At 73.9% G+C, this 22047-nt stretch carries 20 protein-coding genes; 6 read left to right on the top strand and 14 right to left on the bottom strand.

Features of this window, described 5'->3' with window-relative positions; genetic code table 11:
- The 4 genes from D1781_RS13840 to D1781_RS13855 form a co-directional block, all read right to left on the bottom strand.
- Positions 1-936, bottom strand: coding sequence for a carbohydrate ABC transporter permease (locus D1781_RS13840; protein ID WP_119482811.1), 936 nt, complete (start codon positions 934-936; stop codon positions 1-3).
- Positions 933-1871 carry a carbohydrate ABC transporter permease gene (locus D1781_RS13845; protein ID WP_119482812.1) on the bottom strand — a complete coding sequence of 313 codons (939 nt, stop codon included), beginning with the start codon at positions 1869-1871 and terminating at the stop codon, positions 933-935. The genes D1781_RS13840 and D1781_RS13845 overlap by 4 nt, the downstream gene beginning before the upstream one ends.
- A complete protein-coding gene (locus D1781_RS13850; RefSeq protein WP_119482813.1) occupies positions 1868-3238 on the bottom strand; it encodes an ABC transporter substrate-binding protein in 1371 nt (456 codons plus the stop codon). The genes D1781_RS13845 and D1781_RS13850 overlap by 4 nt, the downstream gene beginning before the upstream one ends.
- Before the next feature lie 120 nt (positions 3239-3358).
- The gene (locus tag D1781_RS13855; RefSeq protein ID WP_158590103.1) at positions 3359-4093 is read right to left on the bottom strand and encodes a FadR/GntR family transcriptional regulator; all 735 of its coding nucleotides are present in this window, start codon (positions 4091-4093) and stop codon (positions 3359-3361) included.
- A gap of 185 nt (positions 4094-4278) precedes the next feature.
- Between D1781_RS13855 and D1781_RS13860 the strand changes: the two genes are divergently transcribed.
- Both D1781_RS13860 and D1781_RS13865 read left to right on the top strand, forming a co-directional pair.
- Entirely contained in the window at positions 4279-5142 is an 864-nt protein-coding gene (locus D1781_RS13860; protein WP_158590104.1) for an amidohydrolase family protein, read from the top strand.
- A gap of 223 nt (positions 5143-5365) precedes the next feature.
- Positions 5366-5821, top strand: coding sequence for a DUF6069 family protein (locus D1781_RS13865; RefSeq protein WP_119482816.1), 456 nt, complete (start codon positions 5366-5368; stop codon positions 5819-5821).
- Here D1781_RS13865 and D1781_RS13870 read toward each other — a convergent pair.
- From D1781_RS13870 to D1781_RS13885, 4 genes are read right to left on the bottom strand one after another with little or no spacing between them, the layout of a single operon-like run.
- Positions 5785-6780 carry an ABC transporter permease gene (locus D1781_RS13870; protein WP_119482817.1) on the bottom strand — a complete coding sequence of 332 codons (996 nt, stop codon included), beginning with the start codon at positions 6778-6780 and terminating at the stop codon, positions 5785-5787. The two genes, D1781_RS13865 and D1781_RS13870, sit on opposite strands and share 37 nt — an antisense overlap.
- Positions 6777-7706, bottom strand: a complete 930-nt coding sequence (locus tag D1781_RS13875) for an ABC transporter permease (protein ID WP_119482818.1) — start codon at positions 7704-7706, stop codon at positions 6777-6779. The genes D1781_RS13870 and D1781_RS13875 overlap by 4 nt, the downstream gene beginning before the upstream one ends.
- Positions 7703-9346 (bottom strand): dipeptide ABC transporter ATP-binding protein, encoded by a 1644-nt coding sequence (locus D1781_RS13880; RefSeq protein ID WP_119482819.1) that lies wholly within the window; start codon positions 9344-9346, stop codon positions 7703-7705. The genes D1781_RS13875 and D1781_RS13880 overlap by 4 nt, the downstream gene beginning before the upstream one ends.
- Complete coding sequence (locus D1781_RS13885) at positions 9343-10986, bottom strand: ABC transporter substrate-binding protein (RefSeq protein ID WP_119482820.1); 1644 nt, start codon at positions 10984-10986, stop codon at positions 9343-9345. The genes D1781_RS13880 and D1781_RS13885 overlap by 4 nt, the downstream gene beginning before the upstream one ends.
- A 253-nt stretch (positions 10987-11239) precedes the next feature.
- Here D1781_RS13885 and D1781_RS18080 point away from each other — a divergent pair, with 253 nt between their 5' ends.
- A complete protein-coding gene (locus D1781_RS18080) occupies positions 11240-11926 on the top strand; it encodes a DJ-1/PfpI family protein (protein WP_119482821.1) in 687 nt (228 codons plus the stop codon).
- A gap of 47 nt (positions 11927-11973) precedes the next feature.
- Here D1781_RS18080 and D1781_RS13895 read toward each other — a convergent pair whose 3' ends face one another.
- A complete protein-coding gene (locus D1781_RS13895) occupies positions 11974-14034 on the bottom strand; it encodes a right-handed parallel beta-helix repeat-containing protein (protein WP_158590105.1) in 2061 nt (686 codons plus the stop codon).
- Positions 14035-14185: 151 nt separating this feature from the next.
- Here D1781_RS13895 and D1781_RS13900 point away from each other — a divergent pair, with 151 nt between their 5' ends.
- Positions 14186-14899: a FadR/GntR family transcriptional regulator gene (locus tag D1781_RS13900; protein ID WP_158590106.1), complete on the top strand. Its 714-nt coding sequence runs from the start codon at positions 14186-14188 to the stop codon at positions 14897-14899.
- A gap of 6 nt (positions 14900-14905) precedes the next feature.
- Here D1781_RS13900 and D1781_RS13905 read toward each other — a convergent pair whose 3' ends face one another.
- Positions 14906-15409 carry a MarR family winged helix-turn-helix transcriptional regulator gene (locus D1781_RS13905; RefSeq protein WP_119482824.1) on the bottom strand — a complete coding sequence of 168 codons (504 nt, stop codon included), beginning with the start codon at positions 15407-15409 and terminating at the stop codon, positions 14906-14908.
- A 238-nt stretch (positions 15410-15647) separates the two neighbouring features.
- Between D1781_RS13905 and bla the strand changes: the two genes are divergently transcribed.
- Positions 15648-16610 (top strand): class A beta-lactamase, encoded by a 963-nt coding sequence (gene bla, locus D1781_RS13910; RefSeq protein ID WP_233551349.1) that lies wholly within the window; start codon positions 15648-15650, stop codon positions 16608-16610.
- A 77-nt stretch (positions 16611-16687) separates the two neighbouring features.
- Here bla and D1781_RS13915 read toward each other — a convergent pair whose 3' ends face one another.
- The 4 genes from D1781_RS13915 to D1781_RS13930 form a co-directional block, all read right to left on the bottom strand.
- Positions 16688-18016: an FAD-binding oxidoreductase gene (locus tag D1781_RS13915; protein WP_119482825.1), complete on the bottom strand. Its 1329-nt coding sequence runs from the start codon at positions 18014-18016 to the stop codon at positions 16688-16690.
- A gap of 69 nt (positions 18017-18085) precedes the next feature.
- Complete coding sequence (locus tag D1781_RS13920; protein WP_119482826.1) at positions 18086-19033, bottom strand: alpha/beta hydrolase; 948 nt, start codon at positions 19031-19033, stop codon at positions 18086-18088.
- Between the two features lie 74 nt (positions 19034-19107).
- Complete coding sequence (locus tag D1781_RS13925; protein WP_233551350.1) at positions 19108-20202, bottom strand: mandelate racemase/muconate lactonizing enzyme family protein; 1095 nt, start codon at positions 20200-20202, stop codon at positions 19108-19110.
- A complete protein-coding gene (locus D1781_RS13930; protein WP_119483351.1) occupies positions 20199-21107 on the bottom strand; it encodes a 5-dehydro-4-deoxyglucarate dehydratase in 909 nt (302 codons plus the stop codon). The genes D1781_RS13925 and D1781_RS13930 overlap by 4 nt, the downstream gene beginning before the upstream one ends.
- Before the next feature lie 79 nt (positions 21108-21186).
- Here D1781_RS13930 and D1781_RS13935 point away from each other — a divergent pair, with 79 nt between their 5' ends.
- Positions 21187-21924 (top strand): hypothetical protein, encoded by a 738-nt coding sequence (locus D1781_RS13935; protein ID WP_119482827.1) that lies wholly within the window; start codon positions 21187-21189, stop codon positions 21922-21924.
- Positions 21925-22047 lie beyond the last annotated feature (123 nt).

The following is a 22047-nucleotide window of genomic DNA, read 5'->3' on the forward strand; positions in this document are numbered from 1 at the left end:
TCATTCCTTCGTCCCGCCCGCGGTCATGCCCTCGACGAGGAAGCGCTGGGAGAAGAGGAACACGATCAGGATGGGGAGCACCGACACCACGGTGCCGAGCGCCAGGGTGGGCAGCTGCACGGACTCCGAGCCCGCCGAGCTCGGGTTGAACGCCGGCGTCGACGACAGCAGCGTCGACAGGCCGACCTGCAGCGGGTAGCTGTCGCTCGAGGGCAGCATCACGAAGGGCAGGAAGTAGTTGTTCCAGTTCTGCGTGAAGGAGAAGAACCCGACGAGCGCGACGACGGGCGCCGCGAGCGGCAGCGCGACGCGGAAGAAGACCTGCAGCTCGTTCGCGCCGTCGAGCCGCGCCGCGGCGAGCAGCGAGTCCGGGATCGACGTCGAGAAGTAGATGAAGGCGAGGTACACGCCGAACGGGTAGAACGAGAACGGCAGGATCACGCTGAGCGCGGTCCCGACGAGGCCCAGCGCGTTCATCTCGAGGAACACGGGCAGCACGAGCGCCGTGCTCGGCATGAGCATGACGACGAGCGTGAGCACGAGCAGCACCCGCCGCCCGCGGAACTCGGTGAGCGCGAGCGCGTAGCCCGCCGGGATCGAGATCACGAGCGTGAGCACGAGCGCCCCGAGGGCGTAGAGCACCGAGTTGCCGAACCACGTGTAGACGGCGCCGTCCTGGAACGAGAACAGCTGGTCCCAGTTCGCGGCGAACGACCCGAACGAGCCGACCGTGAACGGTCCCTGCCGGATCAGCTCGCCGCCGGTCTTCGTCACCGCGAAGAGCACCCACACGATCGGGACGACGAAGAAGAGCGCGAAGACGACGAGCACGACGCCCGCGATGCCGCGGCCGCTCCAGCCCGCGACGCCGAGGCCCGTCGAGCGGCGACGGGCCGGGGCCGAGGTCGACCCCGAGGTCGAAGCCGTGGTCGTCATGCGTCCTCCGTCGAGAAGAGCCCGCCGCGCCACACGAAGAGGGCGGACAGCGCGATCGACACGATCAGCAGCAGCACCGCGATCGCGGAGGCGCCGTTGAAGTCGTTCTGCGCGAAGGCGTACTGGTAGGCGAGCTGGTTGAGCGAGTAGTCGTTCGGCACGACCGCGTTGCTCGCCTGCGACAGCAGCGTCGGCTCGACGAAGAGCTGGGTGCCGGCCGCGAGCGAGAGCACGGACATGTAGGCGATCCACTTCCGCATCAGCGGCAGCTGGATGCGCGTCGCGATCTGCACCGCGTTCGCGCCGTCGAGCCGGGCCGCCTCCATCACGTCGACCGAGATGTTGTTCAGCGCGCCGAAGAGCACGACGATCCAGCCGCCCGCGCCGGTCCAGAACGCGATGATCGCGAAGATCGCGGGCAGGTTCGCCGGCGCGATCGTCTGGTTGAAGCTCTGGAACCCGAGGGCGTGGAGCAGCGGGGCGACCGGGCTCGCGGAGGGGTCGAGCACGAACAGCCAGAGCAGCACGCTCGACGCCCCGGCCAGCGCGCCGGGGATGTAGTAGAGGAGGCGGAACACGGCGCTGACCCGGCGCGACCGGATCCCGTGCACGAGCAGGGCCAGCAGCACGACGAGCACGAGCAGGCTCACGAGCCAGATCACGAGGTAGAGGGCGACGTGGCCGACGTCCGCGAAGAAGCGGTAGTCCCCGATCACCTTCGCGAAGTTCGCGATCCCGACGAAGGCGCCGTCCGCGTCGGTGAAGGCGAGCACGAGGGCGTAGACGGCGGGGGCCAGCCCGAAGGCGAGCGTGAAGAGGACGTAGGGCGCGATGAACACGGGCCCGATGGACCGGGCGCGCGTGCGCCGGCCGGCTCGCCGCCGGCCCGTGAGGGCCGGGCCGGCGGCGAGCGGTGCAGCTGCGGGGGTCGTCACTTGACGGTGTACCCGTTGACCTGCGCCTGGTTCTTGATCTCCGTGCCCCAGGCGGCGAGGCCGTCGGCGGTCGGCTTGCCGCTCGTGATCAGCGGCTGCATGACCTTCGCCCAGATCGCCTCCTGCGAGAAGGAGCCGTAGCCCCAGCCGGACCACACCTGCGACGCGGCCGTCGTGATCGGGTCGAGGCTCGTGGCGTAGTAGCCGCTCGACGCCTGCTTCGCGAGCCACTTCGCCGCGGCCGGCGCGTACGCCGGGTAGCCCGGGGCCTGGTCGACCTGGTAGCCGTCCTGCGTGGTGACGTACTGCGCGAACTTCGTCGCCGCGGCGAGGTTCTTCGAGTGGCTCGAGATGAACCAGGTGCCGCCGCCGACGTCGCCGGTCACGGGCTGCTCGCCGTTCCACGCCAGCGGGTCGGCGACGCCGAGCTCGCCCTTCGGCAGGTTCAGGGAGTCCTTGTTGTTGAAGATCGCGCCGGCGAACCAGGCCGGCCCGGGCATGAGCAGGACCTTGCCGGAGTACTTCTTGACGAAGTCGGGGCTGAAGACGCTGAGCGTCGACAGCGACTTGTTCGCCACCCCCGCGTCGATCAGGCCGGCGGCGCGCGTGCACTCCTTCGACGTCGTGTTCACCGTGACCTCACGGGCGCCGGTGATGTCGTTCGCCTGGCACTTGCTGCTCCACATGAAGATCTCGGGCCACGGGTCGCCGACCGAGCCGGTGATGTACCCGGGGTGGTCCTTCGCGACCTTCGCGGAGAGCTGCTGGTACTCCTCCCACGTCTTCGGGAGGGAGTAGCCGAACTTGTCGAGCAGGGTCTTGTCGTACCAGAGCACGTTCTGCGCGAGGTCGTTGCGGAGGCAGTAGACCGTGCCGTCGACGGTGCAGGGGTCGAGCGAGCCCTTGGCGAAGTCGCCGAGCACGGAGCTCGGCACGAGGCCCTTGTCGAGCACGGCGGCGTAGGGCTGCTTGCCCGCGGTCTTCTGGCTCGCCCACGCGGCGTCGTTGTTCTGCGTCGAGAACACGACGTCGGGCCAGCCGCTACCGGAGCGGTCGAACAGCGCCATCTTCGTCTTGAACGAGTTCGAGCCGTTGGCGGAGCCGTCGTAGGTGACGGTCTTGACCTTGACGGACGGGTTCGCGTCCTCGAACGCCTTGACGGCGGGAGCCCGGGTGGCGTCCACCCAGACCGTGATCGTGCTGCTCTTCGACTGCTGGGCCTCGTCGAAGCCGTACTGGCCGCTCGAGCCGCCCTGCGCCTTCGAGCACCCGGTGAGGGTGGCAACGAGGGCGGCGGTGGCGATCCCGACGATGCCGATGCGCCGGCCGATGCGGCGCGCGGAGGAGGGGTTCATCGGTTCCTTCATCTGTCGACGTCCTTGACGACTGCGCGTTCGCGCGGTGAGTCGTAGCAGATCATACATATGACCTTTGCGCCAGGCAGACGTCGGCCTGTTGCGCGATCGTGATCCGACCGCAGTGCGCCGTCAGTGCTCGGGGCGGCTCCGCCGCCGCCACGCCTCGACGATGTGGTCGTTCATCGCCGTCCTCGCCGTGCCGCCGTCGTGCGCGACGATCGCGCGGAGCACCGCCTCGTGCTCGTCGAGCGTGCGCTGCGTCGCGTCCGCCGGCGGGTGCCCCTCGAAGCGGGAGAACTCGCGGGCGCGGCTGTAGAGCGTGTCGGCGATGTTGCCGGCGAGGAAGTTGCCGGAGAGCCGCATGACGGTCCGGTGGAACTCGGCGTCCGCGTCGCGGAACCGCGCGTAGTCGTGCTCCGCGTCGCGCATCAGCCGCATGGCCTCCTGCACCTCCGCCACGCCGTGCTCGTCGGCCCGGTCGGCCGCCTGGCCCGCCATGACGGCCTCGAGCGCGCCGCGCACGAGCGTCAGCTCGTCGAGCGTGTGCAGCTCCTCGTCGTGCGCGATGACCGCCGACAGCACCAGCGGGTCGAGCACGTTCCAGTGCGCGTGGGGGCGCACCTGCGTGCCGCGGCCCTGCTGGATCGTGACGAGCCCCTTCTCCTCGAGCCGCTTCATCGACTCCCGGATGATCGTGCGGCTCACGCGGAAGTAGGCCGCGAGCGCGGCCTCGGGCGGCAGCAGCTCGTCCGCCGCGTAGCGCCCGGCGACGATGGAGTCCGCGATCTCCCGCATGAAGGTGTCCGCCGGACGCGCCTGGCTCTCCGGGGCGGTGAGCCCCCGGAGCTCGAGCGGTGCACTCATCGGATCCGATCCCATCTCCCCGGCCGTCGCCGATGCCGCCGCGGGTCGGCACCAGTGTCGCCCCTCGGGCGCCGGGAGCACGACCGCCGACCCAGCGCGCGGCGCGAGCGCGAGCATTCATCTGATGACTCGTGGCAGGATCCTGCACGCGGCCCGGCACGACCGGTCGCAGGCAGGAGAGCACGGTGGCTCAGGAGAACCCGTTCGTCGACGCGCACGTCCACTTCTGGGACCGGTCCCGCCTCACGTACCCCTGGCTCGAGGAGGCGGGCGACGCGCTGCCCGCGCGGTTCCTGCCCGAGGACCTCGACGCGCTGGACGCCGTCGCGGAGGCGGTCGTGTTCGTGCAGGCCGACTGCGTCCCCGAGCAGGGCGTCGCCGAGGCCGCGTGGGCCGCGGAGCTCGTCCGGGCCCGCGGCGGGCGCGGCGGGGTGGTCGCGTTCGCCCCGGTCGAGGACGCCGCGGCGCTGCCCGGCGCCGTCGACGCGCTCCGCGCGATCGACGGCGTGGTCGGCGTGCGCCGGCTGCTGCAGGACGAGCCGGAGGACCTCATCCGGTCCGACGCCCTCGCGGCGGGGCTGCGCGGGCTCGCGGCCGCCGGGCTGACGTTCGACGCGTGCGTGCGGCACCACCAGCTCGATGCACTCCTCGCCCTGCGCCGCGCTGCGCCCGACGCGGCGATCGTGCTCGACCACCTCGGGAAGCCTCCGGTCCGCGAGGGCTGGGGCGCCCCCGCCGCGAAGCGCTGGCACGCCGCGATCCGCGCCCTCGCGGCCGAGCCCGGCACGACGGTCAAGCTGTCCGGTCTCGCTCCCGAGGCGGGTCCGGGGCCCGTGGCGGCGCAGGTGCGGCCCTTCCTCGAGGCCGCGCTCGAGGCGTTCGGCGCGGACCGATGCATGGCCGGCAGCGACTTCCCCGTCTCCGCGGCGCCCGCCGACGCGCCCTCGTACGGTGCCTGGTTCGACCTCGTGGCGGAGCTCGCCGGCTCCCCCGCGGAGCAGGACGCCGTGCTCGCCGGCACCGCCCGCCGCGTGTACGGACTCGGCTGACCGGTCACCCCCCTGCTGCGGCTCCGCGCCGCGTCGTGCGGCTGAAGCGCGCGACTGCGGCGCTGCGCCGGACCCCAGTCGCGCGCTCCCACCGCACGTGCGCCGCTGACGCCGCTACTCCGACGGGAGGAGCGGCGGTTGCTCCCCGGGCCGGACGCCTCCGCGGCGCAGTCGCGGGAGCGTGGGGCCGCGCCCGCTCGGGGCGCCCAGAAGGAGGAACCCCATGACCTCGGCCGCCCTGCCCGCCGCCAACCCGATCGGGCGCATCGCCCTCGCCGCCGTGCTCGCGGCCGTGCTCACGAGCGCCGTGAACGTCGGCATCGCGCTCAGCGCGGTCGCCCTCGGCGTGCCGCAGACCCCCGCCCTCACGCCGCCCGCCGACATCACGCTGTCCGTCGTCGCGGGCGTCGGCGGTGCGATCGGCTGGGCGGTCGTGCGCCGCCACGCGGCGGACCCGCGGCGGGTGCTCCGCCGCCTCGTCCCCGCCGTGCTCCTGATCTCGTTCGTCCCCGACGCGGTGCTCGCGCTCCTGACCGTCGCGGACACGGGGACCGCGCCGATCCTCGCGCTGATGCTGATGCACGTCGCGACCATCGCGATCGCCGTCGCAGTCTACGCCCGGACGCTGCCGGTCGCGGCCGCTCAGCCGAGCGCGACCCGCGGGTCGATCAGGCTGTAGACGACGTCGACGACGAAGTTCGCGGCGGTGATGAGGAACGCCGCGAACAGCGTCACCCCGACGACGGTCTGCAGGTCCGTGGTGCCGACCGCGCTGATCAGCAGCGAGCCGAGGCCCTGCATCGAGAACACGCGCTCCGTGATCACCGCGCCGCCGAGCAGCCCGCCGAGGTCGAGCCCGAACACCGTGACGACCGGGATTAGCGCGTTCCGCAGCCCGTGCCGCACCACGACCGCGCGCTCGGTGAGGCCGATGGCCCGAGCGGTGCGGATGTGGTCCTGCCCCAGCTGGTCGATCACCTCCGACCGCGTCAGGCGGGCGTAGATCGCCGCCTGGAGGAAGGCGAGGGCGCTCCACGGCAGCAGCAGGTGGACGAACCAGCCGACCGGGTCCTCGGTGAAGGGCTCGTACCCGCCCGTCGGCAGCCAGCCGAGCGTGAAGCCGAACAGGAGGATCGCGAGCAGGCCGACGAGGTAGGCGGGCGCGGAGACGCCCGCGATCGCCACGGTCATGATCGCTCGGTCGAGCGCCCTCCCCCGCCGCACCGCGGCGAGCGTGCCGCCGAGCACCCCGGCGACGAACCAGAGCACGGCGGCGCCGATCGCGATCGATGCGGTGACGGGCAGGCGGGTGAGGATCAGCTCCGTGACCGGGGTGCTCAGCTGGAACGAGTAGCCGAAGCAGGGCGCCGGGCAGTCGACCACGCCGGTGCCGGAGCCGAAGCGCCGGCCCGTGACGATGCCGGAGAGGTAGTTCCAGAGCTGCCCGTACCAGGGCGCGTCGAGGCCGAGGTAGCGCTGCGCCGCCGCGTAGTTCTCCGGCGTGCACGGCTTGCCGCAGGACAGCCGGGCGGGGTCCGCGGGCAGCAGGTAGAAGACGAGGTAGGTCGCGAGCGCGACGAGCAGCAGCACGAGCACGATGCCCGCGAGCCGGTACGCCAGGAAGCGGACGGCCGTCATCGGTTCGGCACCACCCGGTCGTCCACGACCGGCGTCGCCGCCGAGCGCCGCCCGCGGCTCACCCGCGGGTCGAGCGCGTCGCGCAGCCCGTCGCCGAACGCGTTGAAGGCGAGCGTGAGCAGGAACAGCGCGCCTCCCGGGAACACGAGGTACGCGGGATCGACCCGGAACCAGGCGACGGCGTCGCCGATCGACCGGCCCCAGGAGGGCGTGGGAGGCGGCACCCCGACGCCGAGGAACGACAGCGCCGCCTCCGTGCCGATCGAGGCCGGGATGAGGATCGTCGCGTAGACGATGATCGACGCCCCGACATTCGGCAGCAGCAGGCGGGCGAGCACGTGCCCCGCGGGTGCGCCCATCGCCTCCGCCGCGGTGGCGAAGGTGCGCGACCTCAGCGACAGCACCTGCCCGCGGATGACGCGGGCGACCGAGGGCCAGCCGAAGAAGCCGATGATCAGGACGATCAGCAGCGGCTTCGGGAACGAGGCCGCGACGACCGCAGTCAGCGAGATCATGAAGACGAGGCTCGGGAACCCGAGCATCACGTCGACCACGCGGCTGACGACGCGGTCGACCCACCCGCCGAAGTACCCGGCGACGAGGCCGACGGCGACGCCGACGAGCACGGACGCGGCCGAGGCCCCGACGCCGACGAGGATCGAAGTGCGGGCGCCGTAGACCACGATCGCGAAGAGGTCGCGTCCGGACAGCGGCTCGACGCCGAACCAGTGCTGCGCCGAGATCCCGCCGCCGAACCCGCGGGGCGCGCCCGAGTCGTCCAGCGCATCGAGGTGGTAGCGGTACGGGTCCTGGCCCGGGATCGCCGTGAGCAGCGGCGCGAGCACCGCGGCGAGCACGAAGAGCAGCACGACGATCCCGCCGGCCAGCGCCCACGGGTCGTGCCGGAGGTGGCGGAGCACGGTCACGGCTGCACCTCCAGGGCGCGCCGCTCCTCGCGGCGCGCGGCCTGCAGCCCCGGGTCCGCGACCGGCACCGCGGCGAGCAGCCGCCGCGTGTACGGGTCGGCGGGCTCGCTCAGTACCCGGGCGGTCGGCCCGCGCTCGACGACGCGGCCGTCGCGGAGCACGACGACGGTGTCGGCGAGCCGCCGCACGACGGCGAGGTCGTGGCTGATCAGGAGGCAGGCGAAGCCGAGCCGCGCCTGCAGGTCCGCGAGCAGGTCGAGTACCGCCGCCTGCACCGACACGTCGAGGGCACTCGTCGGCTCGTCGGCGATGAGCAGCGCGGGGTCGAGCGCGAGCGCACGGGCGATCGCGACGCGCTGCCGCTGCCCGCCGGACAGCTCGTGCGGATAGCGCCGCGCGAAGTCGCGGGGCAGCCGCACGGCGTCGAGCAGCTCGGCGACGCGCTCCTCCCGCTGGTCGCCCGACCGGTCCGTGTGGAGCAGCAGCGGCTCGGCGATGCTCCAGCCGACCGTGGTCCGCGGGTTGAGCGAGGAGGCCGGGTCCTGGAAGACGGTGCCGATGCGGGCGCGCACCTCGCGGCGCGCGCGGCGACCGGCACGGCGGAGGTTCACCCCCTCGACGCTCGCGCCGCCGTCGGCGAGCGGCGCGAGGCCGAGCAGCGCGCGGCCGGCGGTCGACTTGCCGGAGCCCGACTCCCCCACGAGGCCGACGACCTCGCCCGCGCGCACCTCGAGGTCGACGCCGTCGAGGGCGCGGAGCGTCCGCCCCCGCCGCGAGTAGGACACGACCGCCTGCTCGAGCACCGCGACCGGGCGCCCGGCCGGGGCGCTCGCGGGCACGTCGCCGCCGACCAGCGTCGGCACGGACGCGAGCAGCTCGCGGGTGTACGGGTGCTCCGGCTCGAGGAGCACCCGGCGCACCGGCCCGCGCTCGACCGTCTCGCCCCGGCGCAGGACGAGCACGTCGTCCGCGAGGTCGGCGACCACGCCCATGTCGTGCGTGATCAGGAGGATCGCGGTGCCGCGCTCGGCGGCGAGCGCCCGGAGCAGGTCGAGGATGCCCGCCTGCACGGTCACGTCGAGCGCGGTCGTCGGCTCGTCCGCGATCAGGGCGACCGGATCGTTGCTGATCGCCATCGCGATCATCGCCCGCTGCAGCTGCCCGCCGGACAGCTGGTGCGGGAAGGACGCGGCGATCCGTCGCGGGTCCGGGAGCCCGACGGCGGCGAGCAGCTCCGCGACCCGCGCGCGCAGGGCGGCGCGACGGCCGCCCCGGTGCACCCGGATCGCCTCCGCGACCTGGTCGCCGACCCGGTACACCGGGTCGAACGCGCTCATCGGCTCCTGGAACACGGTCCCGACGCGGCCGCCGCGCACGCGGCGCAGCGCGCCGCGGTCCGCACCCAGCAGCTCCTCCCCCTCGAGCCGGATGCTGCCCGAGACCGACGCGGTCGGCGGCAGCAGCCCGAGCACGCTCATCGCGGTCAGGCTCTTGCCCGAGCCGGACTCGCCGACGAGCGCGAGCACGCGGCCCGGGTGCAGGTCGAAGCCGACCGAGTCCACGACTCGGCCGGCTCCGCCCGGGAACGCGACGACGAGGTCGCGGACCGCGAGGACCGGGCTCCCTGCCCCCTCCGTCACTGCTCGATCGTGAGGGTCATGTAGTCCGGGTAGGCCGGGAACGACGGGATGAAGAAGTTGCCGACGCCGGAGCCGTGCAGGAACGAGTTCTTGGCGTAGGTGAGCGGCACGATCGGGGCGTCCTGCATGATCCGCTTGTCGATCGCGGCCCACTGGGCCTGCGCCTTCGTCTGGTCGACCTCGGCCTGCGCCGCCGCGATCGCGGTGTCGACGTCCTTGTTCGCGTACTGCGAGAGGTTGAAGTTGCCGTTGCCGATCTGGCTGGAGTCGAACAGGGGCGAGATGTTCGCGTTCGCGGACGGGAAGTCGGGCTGCCAGCTCGACAGCGCGAGGTCGAAGTCCGGGTTCGACTTCGCGACGTCCGTGGAGAAGGAGTCGACGTCCTCGGTCTTCAACGTGACGGTGATGCCGGCGCGCTTCAGGCCCTGCTGGATCGCCTGCGCCTCGGCGAGCGAGGCGGCGTCGTTCTGGGTGAGCAGGGTGAGCTTCAGGCCGGTCACGCCCGCGGACGAGAGCAGGCTCTTCGCCTTCGCGACGTCGCCCGACTCGGGCGCCGGGTAGAGGTCGTAGTCCTGGCGGCCGGCGATGCCCGGCGTGATCAGCGTCGAGGCGTAGGCGCCGGCGTTCGACCCGCCCGAGGCGACCAGGTAGGCCTTCTTGTCGACCGCGTACTCGAGCGCCTGCCGCACCTTCAGCTGCTGCAGGTCGCCGCGCCTCGTGTTGATCGCGAGGTACTGGATCGGGCCGGCCTGGGAGGTCGCGAGGCGGGACTTCGCCGACGGGTTGCCGTTCACGGCCGCGAGGTCGGAGGCGCCGAGGTACTGCGCGCCGAAGGCCGTCTTGAAGGAGCCCGTGTCGTTCACGAGGTTCTGCACGACCGTGTTCTGGTTCTGGCTCTCCTGGAACACGACCTGGTCCGCCTCGGCCGTGCGGACGGAGTCCGTCGCCTTCGACCAGTACTTGTTGCGCACCAGCGTGACCGACGTGCCGTCCTTGATCGACTGCACCTTGTACGGGCCGGAGGTGATCGGCGCCTTCTTGTAGGTCGCGGGGTTGCCGTTCGACTCCTTGACCGGCGAGAACGCGGGCATGGAGGCGATCCACGGCCAGTCGCCGAAGGCCTTGTTCAGGTGGAACACGATCGTCTTCGCGTCCGGCGTCTCGATCGAGTCGAGCGACTCGCCGTCGAACGGGCCCTTGTAGTCGCTGCCGCCCTCGAGCAGCGTCTTGTGGTAGCTGAGGCCGCCCTGCAGCTGGTCGCTGAAGGAGCGCTCGATGCCGTACTTGATCGACTCGCTCGTGATCGGGCTGCCGTCGGAGAACTTCAGCCCGTCCTTCAGCGTGTAGGTCCAGGTCTTCCCGTCGTCGCCGGCCGTGCCGGTGCTCGTCGCGAGGTCGGGCACGACCTTCGCGTCCTGCCCCTTCTTCACGTCCCAGGTCGTGAGACGGCGGTCGAGGAAGCTGAGGGACGTCGTCGCGAGGTTCTGGCTCGAGGCCGGGTCGATCAGGAACGTGCTGGAGGGCGTGAGGACCGTCAGCGTCGACTTCTGGTCGGCGCCCGACGAGCCGCCGCCGGTGCAGCCGGTGAGCACGAGGGCGGACGCGGCGAGCAGGGCGACGAGTGGAGCGGTGGTGCGCATCCCTCAAGCCTGAACGACGCAGCCCGGGAGCCCGCGCCGTGTGACGCTCCGTTGCAGCGCGCCCCGGCTCCTCGCGAGATGCGCGCCGCAGTCGCAGTTGCACTCGAGCGCTCCGGCGCAACTGCGACCAGGACGCGCAACTCGGTCTCGAGGCGCCTTCGGCGCACCTCGACCGGCGGGGCGCTCCCCCGTTCCGCTGGTCGAGGTGCGAGCGCAGCGAGCCTCGAGACCACCTGCAGCGCAGTATTGCTCCGTGACCGAGACCGTCCGCTTCGTCGCCCTGCTCTTCCCCGACGTCACCCAGCTCGACCTGACCGGGCCGGTGCAGCTGTTCTCCCGCCTGCCGGGCGCGGAGGTGCACCTCGCGTGGCACGACACGGCGCCGGTGGCGACGGACGCCGGGTTCTCGATCGTGCCGACGACGACGTTCGCGGACGCGCCGCAGGCGGACGTGCTGCTGGTCCCCGGCGGTCAGGGCGCCTTCGACCTGCTGGCCGACGACGTCGCGCTCGACTTCGTGCGCGAGCAGGCGCGTGGTGCCCGCTACGTCACGAGCGTCTGCACCGGCGCGTTCGTGCTCGGCGCCGCCGGCCTGCTCGAGGGGCGACGGGCGACGACGCACTGGGCGTCGCACCCGATGCTCGACCTCGTCGGCGCCGTGCCGACGCACGCGCACGTGGTCCGCGACGGGAACGTGCTCACGGGCGGCGGCGTGACGAGCGGTCTCGACTTCGCGCTCACCCTGATCGCCGAGCTCGCGGGCGACGACGCGGCCCGGCGCGTGCAGCTCACGATGGAGTACGACCCGCGGCCGCCCTTCGACGCAGGGGCGCCGGGCCGGCCGGAGGCGGACCCGGAGCAGGTGCGCCGCGCGACGGCGGATGCCCGGGCACGGCGCGAGCCGCTCGTCCGGGCCGCGGTGGAGCGCCGGGCCTCCTGACCGGGAGGTGGGGCGGAGCCGCGACCGGCTCCGCCCCGCCTCGGGGATCAGCGCGGGTCGGTCGCGCCGGGCAGCAGCCCGAACCGCGGCTCGATGCCCGCGGCCTTGATGACCGCGCGGGCGTCGGCCGGCCAGTCCGTGCCGCTCACCTTGGTGTTGTCCCGCACCGTGATGCGGTGGGTGTCGGCGTTCGGCGTCTGCACGACGCCGTCGTTGTACCAGTTCTGCTCGATGACGTCGTCGAGCGTGTCGTTGTCCGCGTAGGAGTTCGTGAAGATGAACACCCCGCTGTCCTGCACGACGTTCTTCCGCATCGTGACGTACCGCGAGCCCTCGTCCAGGTAGAGCCCGACGGTGTGCAGGTTGTCGTAGATGTAGTTGCCGCTGTACACCGCGCCCGGGTTCGCCGAGAGGTTGTAGAGGCTGCCGCCGTCGTGGAAGACCTTCTTCGTCCCGTGGATGAGGTTGTCCTTCTCGACGGTGTCCTTCAGCGTCGTCGGCGTCGTGTAGACGGGCTGGTAGGCGTAGAGGCCGCGGGTCCGGTAGTCGTTGCTGCCGCCCGGGTCGTTGGCGCCCCAGCCCCATCCGACGTCGATCCCGTCATAGGCGAGGTTCGACACCTCGTTGTGCGCGATGACCGCATGGGTGACGTAGGTGGAGAGGATGCCGGACATCTCCTTGTAGTCCTTGGCCACATCGGTCACGAGGTTGTTGTCGAGTATCACGTCCCGCACGATCATGCGGCGGTCGCTCGGGTGGTGCGCGTCGGGCGAGATGCCGCCGACCACGACACCGGCGCCGCCGAGGTCCGTGAACAGGTTGTGGTGCACCGTGATGCTGCTCGCGCCGAGCCCGGTGCCGCGGCCGTTCGCGTTCGCGTCGTTGCCGATCCCCAGCCCGACCTGGCCGAGGTGCGTGAAGGCGTCGTCGGAGAACCGGATGCGCGTCGACGCGGCGACCTGCACGGCGGCCGGCATCTGGTGCCAGCCGTTGCGCGCGCCCTCGAACTCCGTGCAGCCGGACTGGCAGGAGGTCAGGTAGTCCGCGGGCTGCGGGTACGCCTTCGGGATGAAGGCGCCGTTCTGCTGGTCGGCGTACCCGATCGACGTGCTCGGCGAGAGCCAGGTCGAGTGGGAGAACGCGATGCCGGAGAAGGCGAGGTCGTGGACCGGCCGCGCCCGTGTTCCGCTGATCCGGACGAGCGACTGCAGCTGCGGCAGCACGAACGACGACGTTGAGGGCCGCTCGCCCGCCTTCGCCCGGTAGTAGAGCCTCCCGTGCCCGGGGTCGAGGTACCACTGACCCGGCTGGAGGAAGGACTTCGAGTTCTCGAGCAGCAGCGTGCCGCCGGCGAACGGCTTCGCGAGGGTGTCGTAGCCCCAGTTGTTCATCCGCCAGGCGGGCTGCTGCATCGTGACCGTCGTGCCGCTGATAGCGGCGACGGGCGCGTAGCGGTCGGTGAAGGAGTCCTGGCTCTCCACCTCGATCCGGCGCTGGTCCGGCAGGCCGTCGAGCGCGGCGGCGAGCGCGGGGTCCGTGATCGTGAACCCGGTGTCGGTGACCGAGATCGCGCTCCGCTGGATCTGCATCGCGGCGCGGGGGGCTTCGGCGCCGTCCTTGTACAGCTGGCGGCTGTCGTGCCCCTTCGGCACGGACGCGACCCACACGTCCTTCGCGCTGTCGGCGGTGCGCCAGCCGCGCACGGCGACGCCTCCGGAGATCACCGGGTGCTGCCCGGGCGCCGCGGTCCAGGTGACGGGCGCGCCCTTCCGGCCCGAGTCGCCGGGCGCGAAGTCGAGCGGCTCGGTCAGGGCGTAGGTGCCGCCGCGCAGCTGCACCGTGACGCGATCGCCCGTGGCGACGGCGGCGCGCGCCTTCCGCTGCGCCGCCTGCAGGGTGCGCAGCGGATGCCGCGAGGACCCGCCGGCGCGGTCGCTGCCGTGGGGCGACACCGTGATGATCCGGACGTGCGCTCCGTGCGCTCCGTGCGCTCCGTGCGCTCCGGTCGTCGGCGCGGCGATCGCCGCACCGCCGGGTGATCCGATCGCCGCGAACGCGGCCGCCGCCACGACGGCGAGCGCCGCCCCGGCTCCTCTGACTGCTCTCATCGAGTCCTGCTCCTTTGCGGGTGGCTTATGGATGTCATTCATCCCGGCCAAGAACGACATTCATCTGACGACTCGAGGAAGTCAACAGCCGACACGGGGCGTGCAGTTACAGTCAGGGTTCTGCCAGGAAGGCGCCGCTGCGAGGAGGACCGTGCCCGCTTCCTCCGGATACCGCCCCGGCTACGAGGTGGCCGTCGACCGCCTGCTGCTCTACATCGCCGAACGCGGCCTCCACGCGGGAGACCGCCTGCCGACGGAGGCGGAGCTCGCCGGCGAGCTCGCGCTCGGGCATCGCACGGTGCGCGAGGCGGTCAAGATGCTGTCGGCGATCGGCCGGGTCCGCGCGGAGCGCGGGCGCGGGCTGTTCGTCGGCGATGAGACCAGCGGGCTCGCCGGTCCGCACGCGACCGTCTTCCGGCCCACCGACGTCGAGCACATCGCGATGCTGTTCGAGTTCCGCGTCGTGCAGGAGGAGGCCGCCGCTCGCCTCGCGGCCTCGCGCGCGCGCCCCGAGGCGCTCGAGCCGCTGCAGGCGGCGATCAGCGCGGGCGAGCGGGCCGCCGCGGCGGGAGATCTGGCCGCCTTCGCCGAGGCGGACGACGCCTTCCACGTGGCGCTCGCGGAGGCCGGACGCAACGTCTTCTTCATCGACGCGGTCAGCCGGGTCCGCGCCCTGCAGGACCAGGTGAGCTTCCTGGAGCTCGACCAGCGGGTCCCCGATGCGGCGCGCTCCCTCGAGGAGCACCGCGCCGTGCTCGCCGCGGTGGTGTCGGGGGACGTCGACGACGCGGCACGGCTCGCCGCCTCGCACGTGCGGCAGGCGCTGGCCGACTACCGAGCGGCGATCGCCGCGAAGCTGGGCTGAGGCCGGTCAGCCCTCGGCGGTCCGACGGCGGCGCGGGGCGGCCGAGCGCGGCGGGACGGCCCGCACGTGGTCGCGGACCGGCGCGAGCAGGCCGGCGAGCGCCTCGATCTGCTCCGCCGTCAGCGGCGCGAGCAGGAGCCGCTGGATCACCTCGACGTGACCCGGGAACACGGCCGCGAGCCGCTCGCGACCCGCGTCGGTCAGGGTCACGACGACGCTGCGCTCGTCGTCCTCCGCCGGGGCACGGGTGACGAGCCCGGCCTGCTCGAGCAGCCCGGCCTGGTAGGTCAGGCCGCTCCGGCTGTAGACCACGCCGTCGGCCAGCTCGGTCATCCGGCGGCTGCCCGAGGGCGCGTCCCCGAGGGTCGCGAGCAGCTGGAACTGCACATAGCTGAGGTCGCCCGCCTCCTTCAGCTGCTGCTCGACCGCGTGCCGGAGCAGGCTGCTCACCTCGATCAGCGAGAAGTACGCGCCCAGCTGCACCGGGTCGAGCGTCGGTTCGTCCGCCATGCCCGCATCCTAGGTGCTACGAATTCGAAGCGCGAGGAGCGGGCTCTGGCCGTGCGCGGCCTCGAGGCTCGCTCCGCTCGCACCTCGACCAGCGGGGACCAGAGCGGCGAGGGCGGCGACCGGGCGTGGTCTCGAGATCTGCTCTGCTCGCACCTCGATCAGCGGAGACCGGAGCGGCGAGGGCGGCGGATGCGCGGCTGCGGCCGCCGACCCGGACCCCGTCGGCGAGGCTGGACCGGTGGACCTGGGCGCGCGGAGACGGACGGGTGCCTGCGGGCGGGCGGCCCGGGCGGTCGTCGCGAGCGCCCTCGTCGCGGCTGCGCTGGCGGGCTGCTCGAGCGGCTCCGCGACGTCGTCGCCGTCCGCTCCCCCGTCGACCGCGTCTCCCTCCTCCTCCGACGCCGCGGCGGAGCAGGCGCTGCAGCGGGAGCTCGACGACCTCGAGGCGCGGTACGGCGCCCGGCTCGGCGTCACCGCGATCGACACGGGCACCGGTCGCCGGCTGACCCACCGGGCGGACGAGCGCTTCGCCTTCGCCTCGACGAACAAGGCGTTCATCGCCGCCGCGACGCTGCGGTCCGCGTCGGCCGCGGACCTCGACGCGGTGGTCCGCTACGCCCGGAGCGACCTGCTCGCCTCCGCGCCGATCACGTCTCGCCACGTGGACACCGGCATGACGGTGCGGGCGCTGCTCGACGCGGCCGTGCGGTACAGCGACAACACCGCCGCGAACCTCCTCGTGCGACGGCTCGGCGGCACGGCCGCGGTCGAGCGCTTCCTCCGGTCGATCGGCGACCGGACGACGTCCGTCGACCGCCTCGAGCCCGACCTGAACACGGCGACGCCGGGCGACGAGCGGGACACGACGACGCCCGCCGCCTCCGCCCGCGACGTCGAAGCGGTGCTGCTCGGCTCCGCGCTGCCGCGCGAACGGCGCGCGGTCCTCGACGACCTGATGACGCGCAGCTCCACCGGGGGCCTGTACATCCGGGCGGGCGTGCCCGCCGGCTGGGCCATCGCCGACAAGACCGGCAGCGGCGCACACGGCACGCGGAACGACATCGCGGTCCTGCGACCGCCGGGGCGCGCGCCCATCGTCCTCGTCCTGCTGTCGCGCAGGGTCGCGGAGGACGCGGCCTCGGACGACGCGCTCCTCGCGGACGCGACCGCGGCCGTCGTCCGGGCGCTCGACCGCGCCTGATCGCTCGTGCGACGCGCAGCGGCTGATGCGACGCCGCGCGCGACCGCACGAGCCGCTCGGCGTCGCACGAGCGCGGGTCAGCCGAGCAGGCGGGACCGGAGGAAGCGACCGTCGGGGTCGGCGGCGTCCGCGATCCGCCGTGCTCGGTCCCGCACCGCGTCCGGCAGGGCGTCGGGCACGGCGGCCGCGCCCTCGATCCACGACCCGGGCGTGCGGCCGGTGTCGGCCACGGACCAGACGGCGCGGGCGCGAGCGAAGCCCTCCTCGATCGCGTCACGCGGCGCCCGGCCGAGCGCGCCCACCGCGTGGAAGACGAACGCGCCCGGCGGGGTGACCATGGCGCCGTCCCTCCGCGTCGGGGCCCCGGCGACGTGCCGGAGCTCCAGCATCACGATCGGCGAGCCGGGCTCCGCCGCGGTCGAGAGCAGGTCGGCCGCGAGCGCGGGCGTGCCGGCGTCGAGCCAGCGCGCGTCGCCGATAGCGGGCACCGGGTCCGGCGGATCGAGGTGGATGCGCGTGAGCTCCGCGGCGTCGGTCGGCCCCCACCCGTCGACGACGGGCGTCGCGGCACGCCGCATCGCGTCCAGCAGCGGCGCGGCGCCGTCCGGGCCGTTCGGGTCGGCGATCGCGAGGTGGACGGCGACGCGGCCGCGCAGCGCCTCCGGGAACCGGGGCGCAGGCGGCAGGTGCAGCACGGAGAGGCTCGTGGAGACGGAGGGCCCGACGCCGTCGATCGCGGCCGTCCAGGCGCCGACCACCTCCGGCAGGGCCGCGACGGGCCAGAGCAGCGCGCCGGCGTGCAGCGCGGGGACCGGGACGAGGTCGAGCTCGAGCGCGGTGGCGACGCCCGCGCCGCCCGCCCCGCGGAACGCCCAGATCGCGTCGCGGTCCACCGCCTCGTCGGCGTCGTCGGCGGCGATGCGCGCCCGGCCGGCGGCGTCGAGCCAGTGGACGCGGCGGAGGGAGCCGCTCGCCATGCCGTCGCGCCGGACGAGCCAGCCGATCCCGCCGCCCGCCGTGTAGCCGGTGACGGCGACGGTCGCCGCGGAGCCCGCGAGCCCCATCAGGCCGTGCCGCTCCGCCGCGCCGTTGACGGCCGACCACGTCGCGCCGGCGCCGACCACCGCGGTGCGCCGCTCGGCGTCGATCGCGACCTCCGCGAGCCGGGAGGTGTCGAGCAGCACGACGTCGTCACCGAGCGCCGCGCCCGCGCCGTGCCCGGTGGCCTGGACGGCGACGCGGAGCGGACGGCCGAGGTCGCGTTCGAGGGCCGCGACCTCGGCGAGCGCTTCGGGAACGTCGGCGGCCGTGCGGATCGTCGCGACGCGGAGCGGGTGCTGCTCGGTCGCGGCGTTGTGCGGGCGGGTGGCGGAGGCGTAGTCGGCCGAGCCGGCGTCGAGGAGCACAGCCCGACGCTACTCCGAAAGCGGAAGAATCCGTCCGCTTCTTCTCGTGGCCTGCACCGGCCGGCCCGCTCAGCGCGGCGGCGCGAACGCCCGCCGCAGCCCGGCGGTCAGCTCCTCGAGCGCCTGCGGTGCGCTGCGGCTGAGCCTCGGGAAGGCGAGGAACCCGTGGGGCATGCCGGGGTAGAGGGTGCTGCGCACGGGGACGCCCGCCCGCTCGAGCGCGGCGGCGTAGCGGAGCCCGTCGTCGCGCAGCGGGTCGTGCTCGGCCACCTGGATCAGCGCGGGCGGCAGCCCGGTGAGGTCGGCGGCGAGCAGCGGCGAGACGAGCGGGTCGGCGGGGTCGTGGCCGGCGAGGTAGTGGGCGCGGAACGCGAGCGCGTCCGCCTTCGTGAGGACGGGGGCGTGCGCGTTCTCATCGAGCGACGCGCTGCCCAGCGTGAGATCGGTGGCGGGATAGATCAGGCCCTGGAACGCCAGGCGGGGGCCGGACCGGTCGCGGGCGAGCTGCGCGACGACGGCCGCGAGGTTGCCGCCGGCGCTGTCGCCGACGACGGCGATCCGCTCGGCGTCCGCGCCGAGCCGGTGTGCGCGCTCGACCACGCCGAGCAGCGCCGACCAGCAGTCATCAACGGCGGCCGGGAACGGGTGCAGCGGCGCCAGCCGGTAGTCGACGGAGGCGACGACGGCGCCGGCGCCCTGCGCGATGCTGCCGGCGAGCCAGTCGTAGCCGTTCAGCGAGCCGCCCGCCCACCCGCCGCCGTGGAGGAGCAGGACGAGCGGGAGCCGGCCGGGCACCCGCGGCCGGTACAGGCGCACCGGGACGTCGCCCGCCTCCCCCGGCACGGTCTCGTCGCGCCAGCGGACCCCGCGGACGCGGCCGCCGAGCAGCGCGTCGAGCAGGAGGTCGTGCGGCGTCGGGCGCTGCGCCCGCACGATCTGCTCCGGCGTCCGGTGCGAGACGGAGAGCGCTCCGAGCGCCCGCCCGACGAGGCGCAGCCGCAGTCCCATCCGTGCCATGCGGCTCCCCTCCGTCGCGCGGGACCGAGTCTCCCCGCGCCGCCACGCCGGGCCTGCGAGCTGACTGAGCGCGCTCAGGCGAAGGCGATGCCGAGGCCCGCGTGCGGCTCGTGGAGGACCCGGCCGCCCGCGACCCGGACGGGCGACGGGCCGGCGAGCACGCCGAGGTGGGCGAGCTCGGCGCCGTCGACCACCTCCACCGGCGTGGGATGCCGCAGGGCGGGAGCGACCTGGGCGCTCAGCTCGGGCAGCAGGTGCAGGGCGACGTCGACCCCCGCTTCCGCGCACACGGCGTCGATCGCGGCGAGCGGCGTGATCCCGCCGATGCGGACCTGGTTCGGCTGCAGCGTGCGGACGGCGCCGGACCGGGCGAACTCGGCGAATCGATGCCGGGTGCCGAGGTTCTCGCCGCACGCGATCGGGACCGGGGTGCGCGCCGCGAGCGCGACGTGCCCGGCCAGGTCGTCGGCGCGCAGCGGCTCCTCGATCCAGGCCGGGTCGAACGCGGCGAGGGCGTCGAGGGCGGCGGTCGCGCGGTCGAGGTTCCAGCGCTGGTTCGCGTCGATCATGAGCGGCCGGTCGCCGACGACCTCGCGGACGGCCGCGACGCGCTCGAGGTCGCGGGCGAGGTCCGGCGACCCGACCTTGATCTTCACGGCCGGGAAGCCGCGGTCGACCCACGACCGGGCCTGCTCGACGAGCGCCTCGAGGTCGACGTGGAGGTTCACGCCGCTGCCGTACACGGGCGAGGAGGGGGCGACGGGTGCGCCGAGCAGCGCGGCCAGCGGGCGGTCCGCCCGACGACCGGCGAGGTCCCAGAGCGCGAGGTCGAGCCCGGCCATGGCGATCGTGGTGACGCCGCTCGAGCCCGCCTCGTGCAGGTGCCGCCAGAGCGGCTCCCACAGCGCGACCGGGTCGACGCCGCGGCCGAGCGCGAAGGCGCGGACGTCGTGCCGCAGCATCGCGGCGACGCTGGCCGCGCCGATCGACGGCGTCCACGCGAACCCGGTGCCGGTCGCGCCGTCGCTGTCCGTGACGGTGGTCTCGAGGTAGGTGACGGCGGGCACGTCGGACCCCCACGAGCGGGCCAGCGGCACGACGACCGGCCGGACGGCGAGGTCCGCGATCGTCGCCGACGAGTCGGTCGGCGACGCCCAGGCGGCGGTCACGCGAGCTCGGCGGCGAGCTCGCGGCCGCGCGCGAGGATCTGCGCCAGCTGCTCCTCCTGTCGCGGGTCGGGGTCGACGAGGGGCGGCCGGACCGCGCCGACGGGCACGCCCTGCAGCCGCAGGCCCGCCTTCACGAGCGAGACGCCGAAGCCCGGCGTCTCGTCGCGGAGCGCGACGAGCGGCAGGTAGAACTCGCGGAGCACGCGCAGCCGCCGCTCCTCGTCCTCCGCGACGTACGCGTCGTAGTACGCCGTCGCGATCTCGGGCGCCATCGCGAACGCCGCGGACGAGTAGAGCGGGACGCCGATGCCGCGGTACGCCGCCTGGCTCGCCTCCGCGGTGAGGAGCCCGTTGAAGAAGGCGAAGTCGTCGCGGACCTCGCGGACGACGGCGACGATCTCCTGGACCCGCGCGACGTCCCCGGCGCCGTCCTTGAAGCCGATGATCCGCGGGTCCGCGGCGAGGCGGCGCATGAGGGCCGGCGGGTACAGGGCGGTGCCGCGGTTGTAGACGACGACGGGCAGCGGGCTCGCACCGGCGACGGCCTCGACGTAGCGCTCCAGCCCGCTCGCCGGGCCGGTGACGAGGGAGGGCGGCAGCAGCAGGACGGCGTCCGCGCCCTCGTCCGCGGCCCGGGCGGCGAGCCGCGCGGCCTGGGTCACCGAGCCGCCGACGCCGGTCACGACGGGGACCGCGCCGCCCGCCGCCTCGACCGCGATCCGCGTGACGGCGACGCACTCCTCGAGCGTCAGCGCGTGGAACTCCCCCGTGCCGCAGCCGGCGAAGACGCCGCCGGCGCCGTGCGCGACGCCCGCCGCGACGTGCTCCCGCAGCACGGCGGGCGCGACCTCGCCGTCGTCGCCGAACGGGGTGACCGGGAAGAACAGGACGCCGTCGAACCGCAGGGTCATGCCTCCAGCCTGGCCCGCCGGCGAACGGCGTCGCTGAGCGCCGCACCTCCGCCGGTACGGACAGGATCGAGCCATGGTCCTCCACGTCGAGCGCTACGACGCCCGCGAGCGCTCCGAAGCCTTCCGGCGCGCGATCGGCGAGGAGGCGTTCCCGCCGTGGCTGATCCACGGCGATCCCGACTCGGACGTCTGGTGGGACCGGGTGCGCCGCTGGTTCCCCGAGCTCCACGTCGTCCTCGAGGACGACGACGGACCGGTCGCGTCCGCATGGGGCGTGCCGCTGGCGTGGTCCGGCGCGGTGGACGACCTGCCGTCCGGGTACACCGAGTCGCTCCGTCGGGCGGTGGAGGGTCACGAGCAGGGCGCCCGACCGACGGCGCTCGTCGTCTGCGCGGCCGTGGTCCTTCCCGAGCGAGCGCGCAGCGGCCTGGCGGGGCGGCTGCTCGAGGCGATGCGGGACCTCCCGGCCGCGGCGCACCTCGCCCACGTGCTGGTCCCCGTGCGACCGACGCTGAAGGGGCGGTACCCGCTCGCCGACATCGACGCCTTCACGCGGTGGGCACGTCCCGACGGCCTGCCCCTCGACCCCTGGCTCCGCACCCACGTGCGCATCGGCGGTCGGATCATCGCGACGGCACCGGCGTCGCAGACGCTCCGCGCGTCGGTCGCCGACTGGGAGGCATGGAGCGGGCTCGCGCTGCCCGCTTCCGGGCCGTACGTCGTTCCGGACGCGCCCGCGCCGCTCGTGGTGGACCGGGACGCGGACGTCGGGGTGCTCGTCGAGCCGAACGTGTGGGTGCAGCACCGCTGACCTCCCCGTCGGCTCCGGCAGCCTCCGTCCGTCCCGGCAGCCGGATCCGCGCGGATCGGGTGCCGGAACCGACGGACCGGTGCGGGGACCGACACCGCCCGGGCGGCGTTCACACGCCTGCAA

This window comes from Amnibacterium setariae, from assembly GCF_003581425.1.
Classification (GTDB): Bacteria; Actinomycetota; Actinomycetes; order Actinomycetales; family Microbacteriaceae; genus Amnibacterium; species Amnibacterium setariae.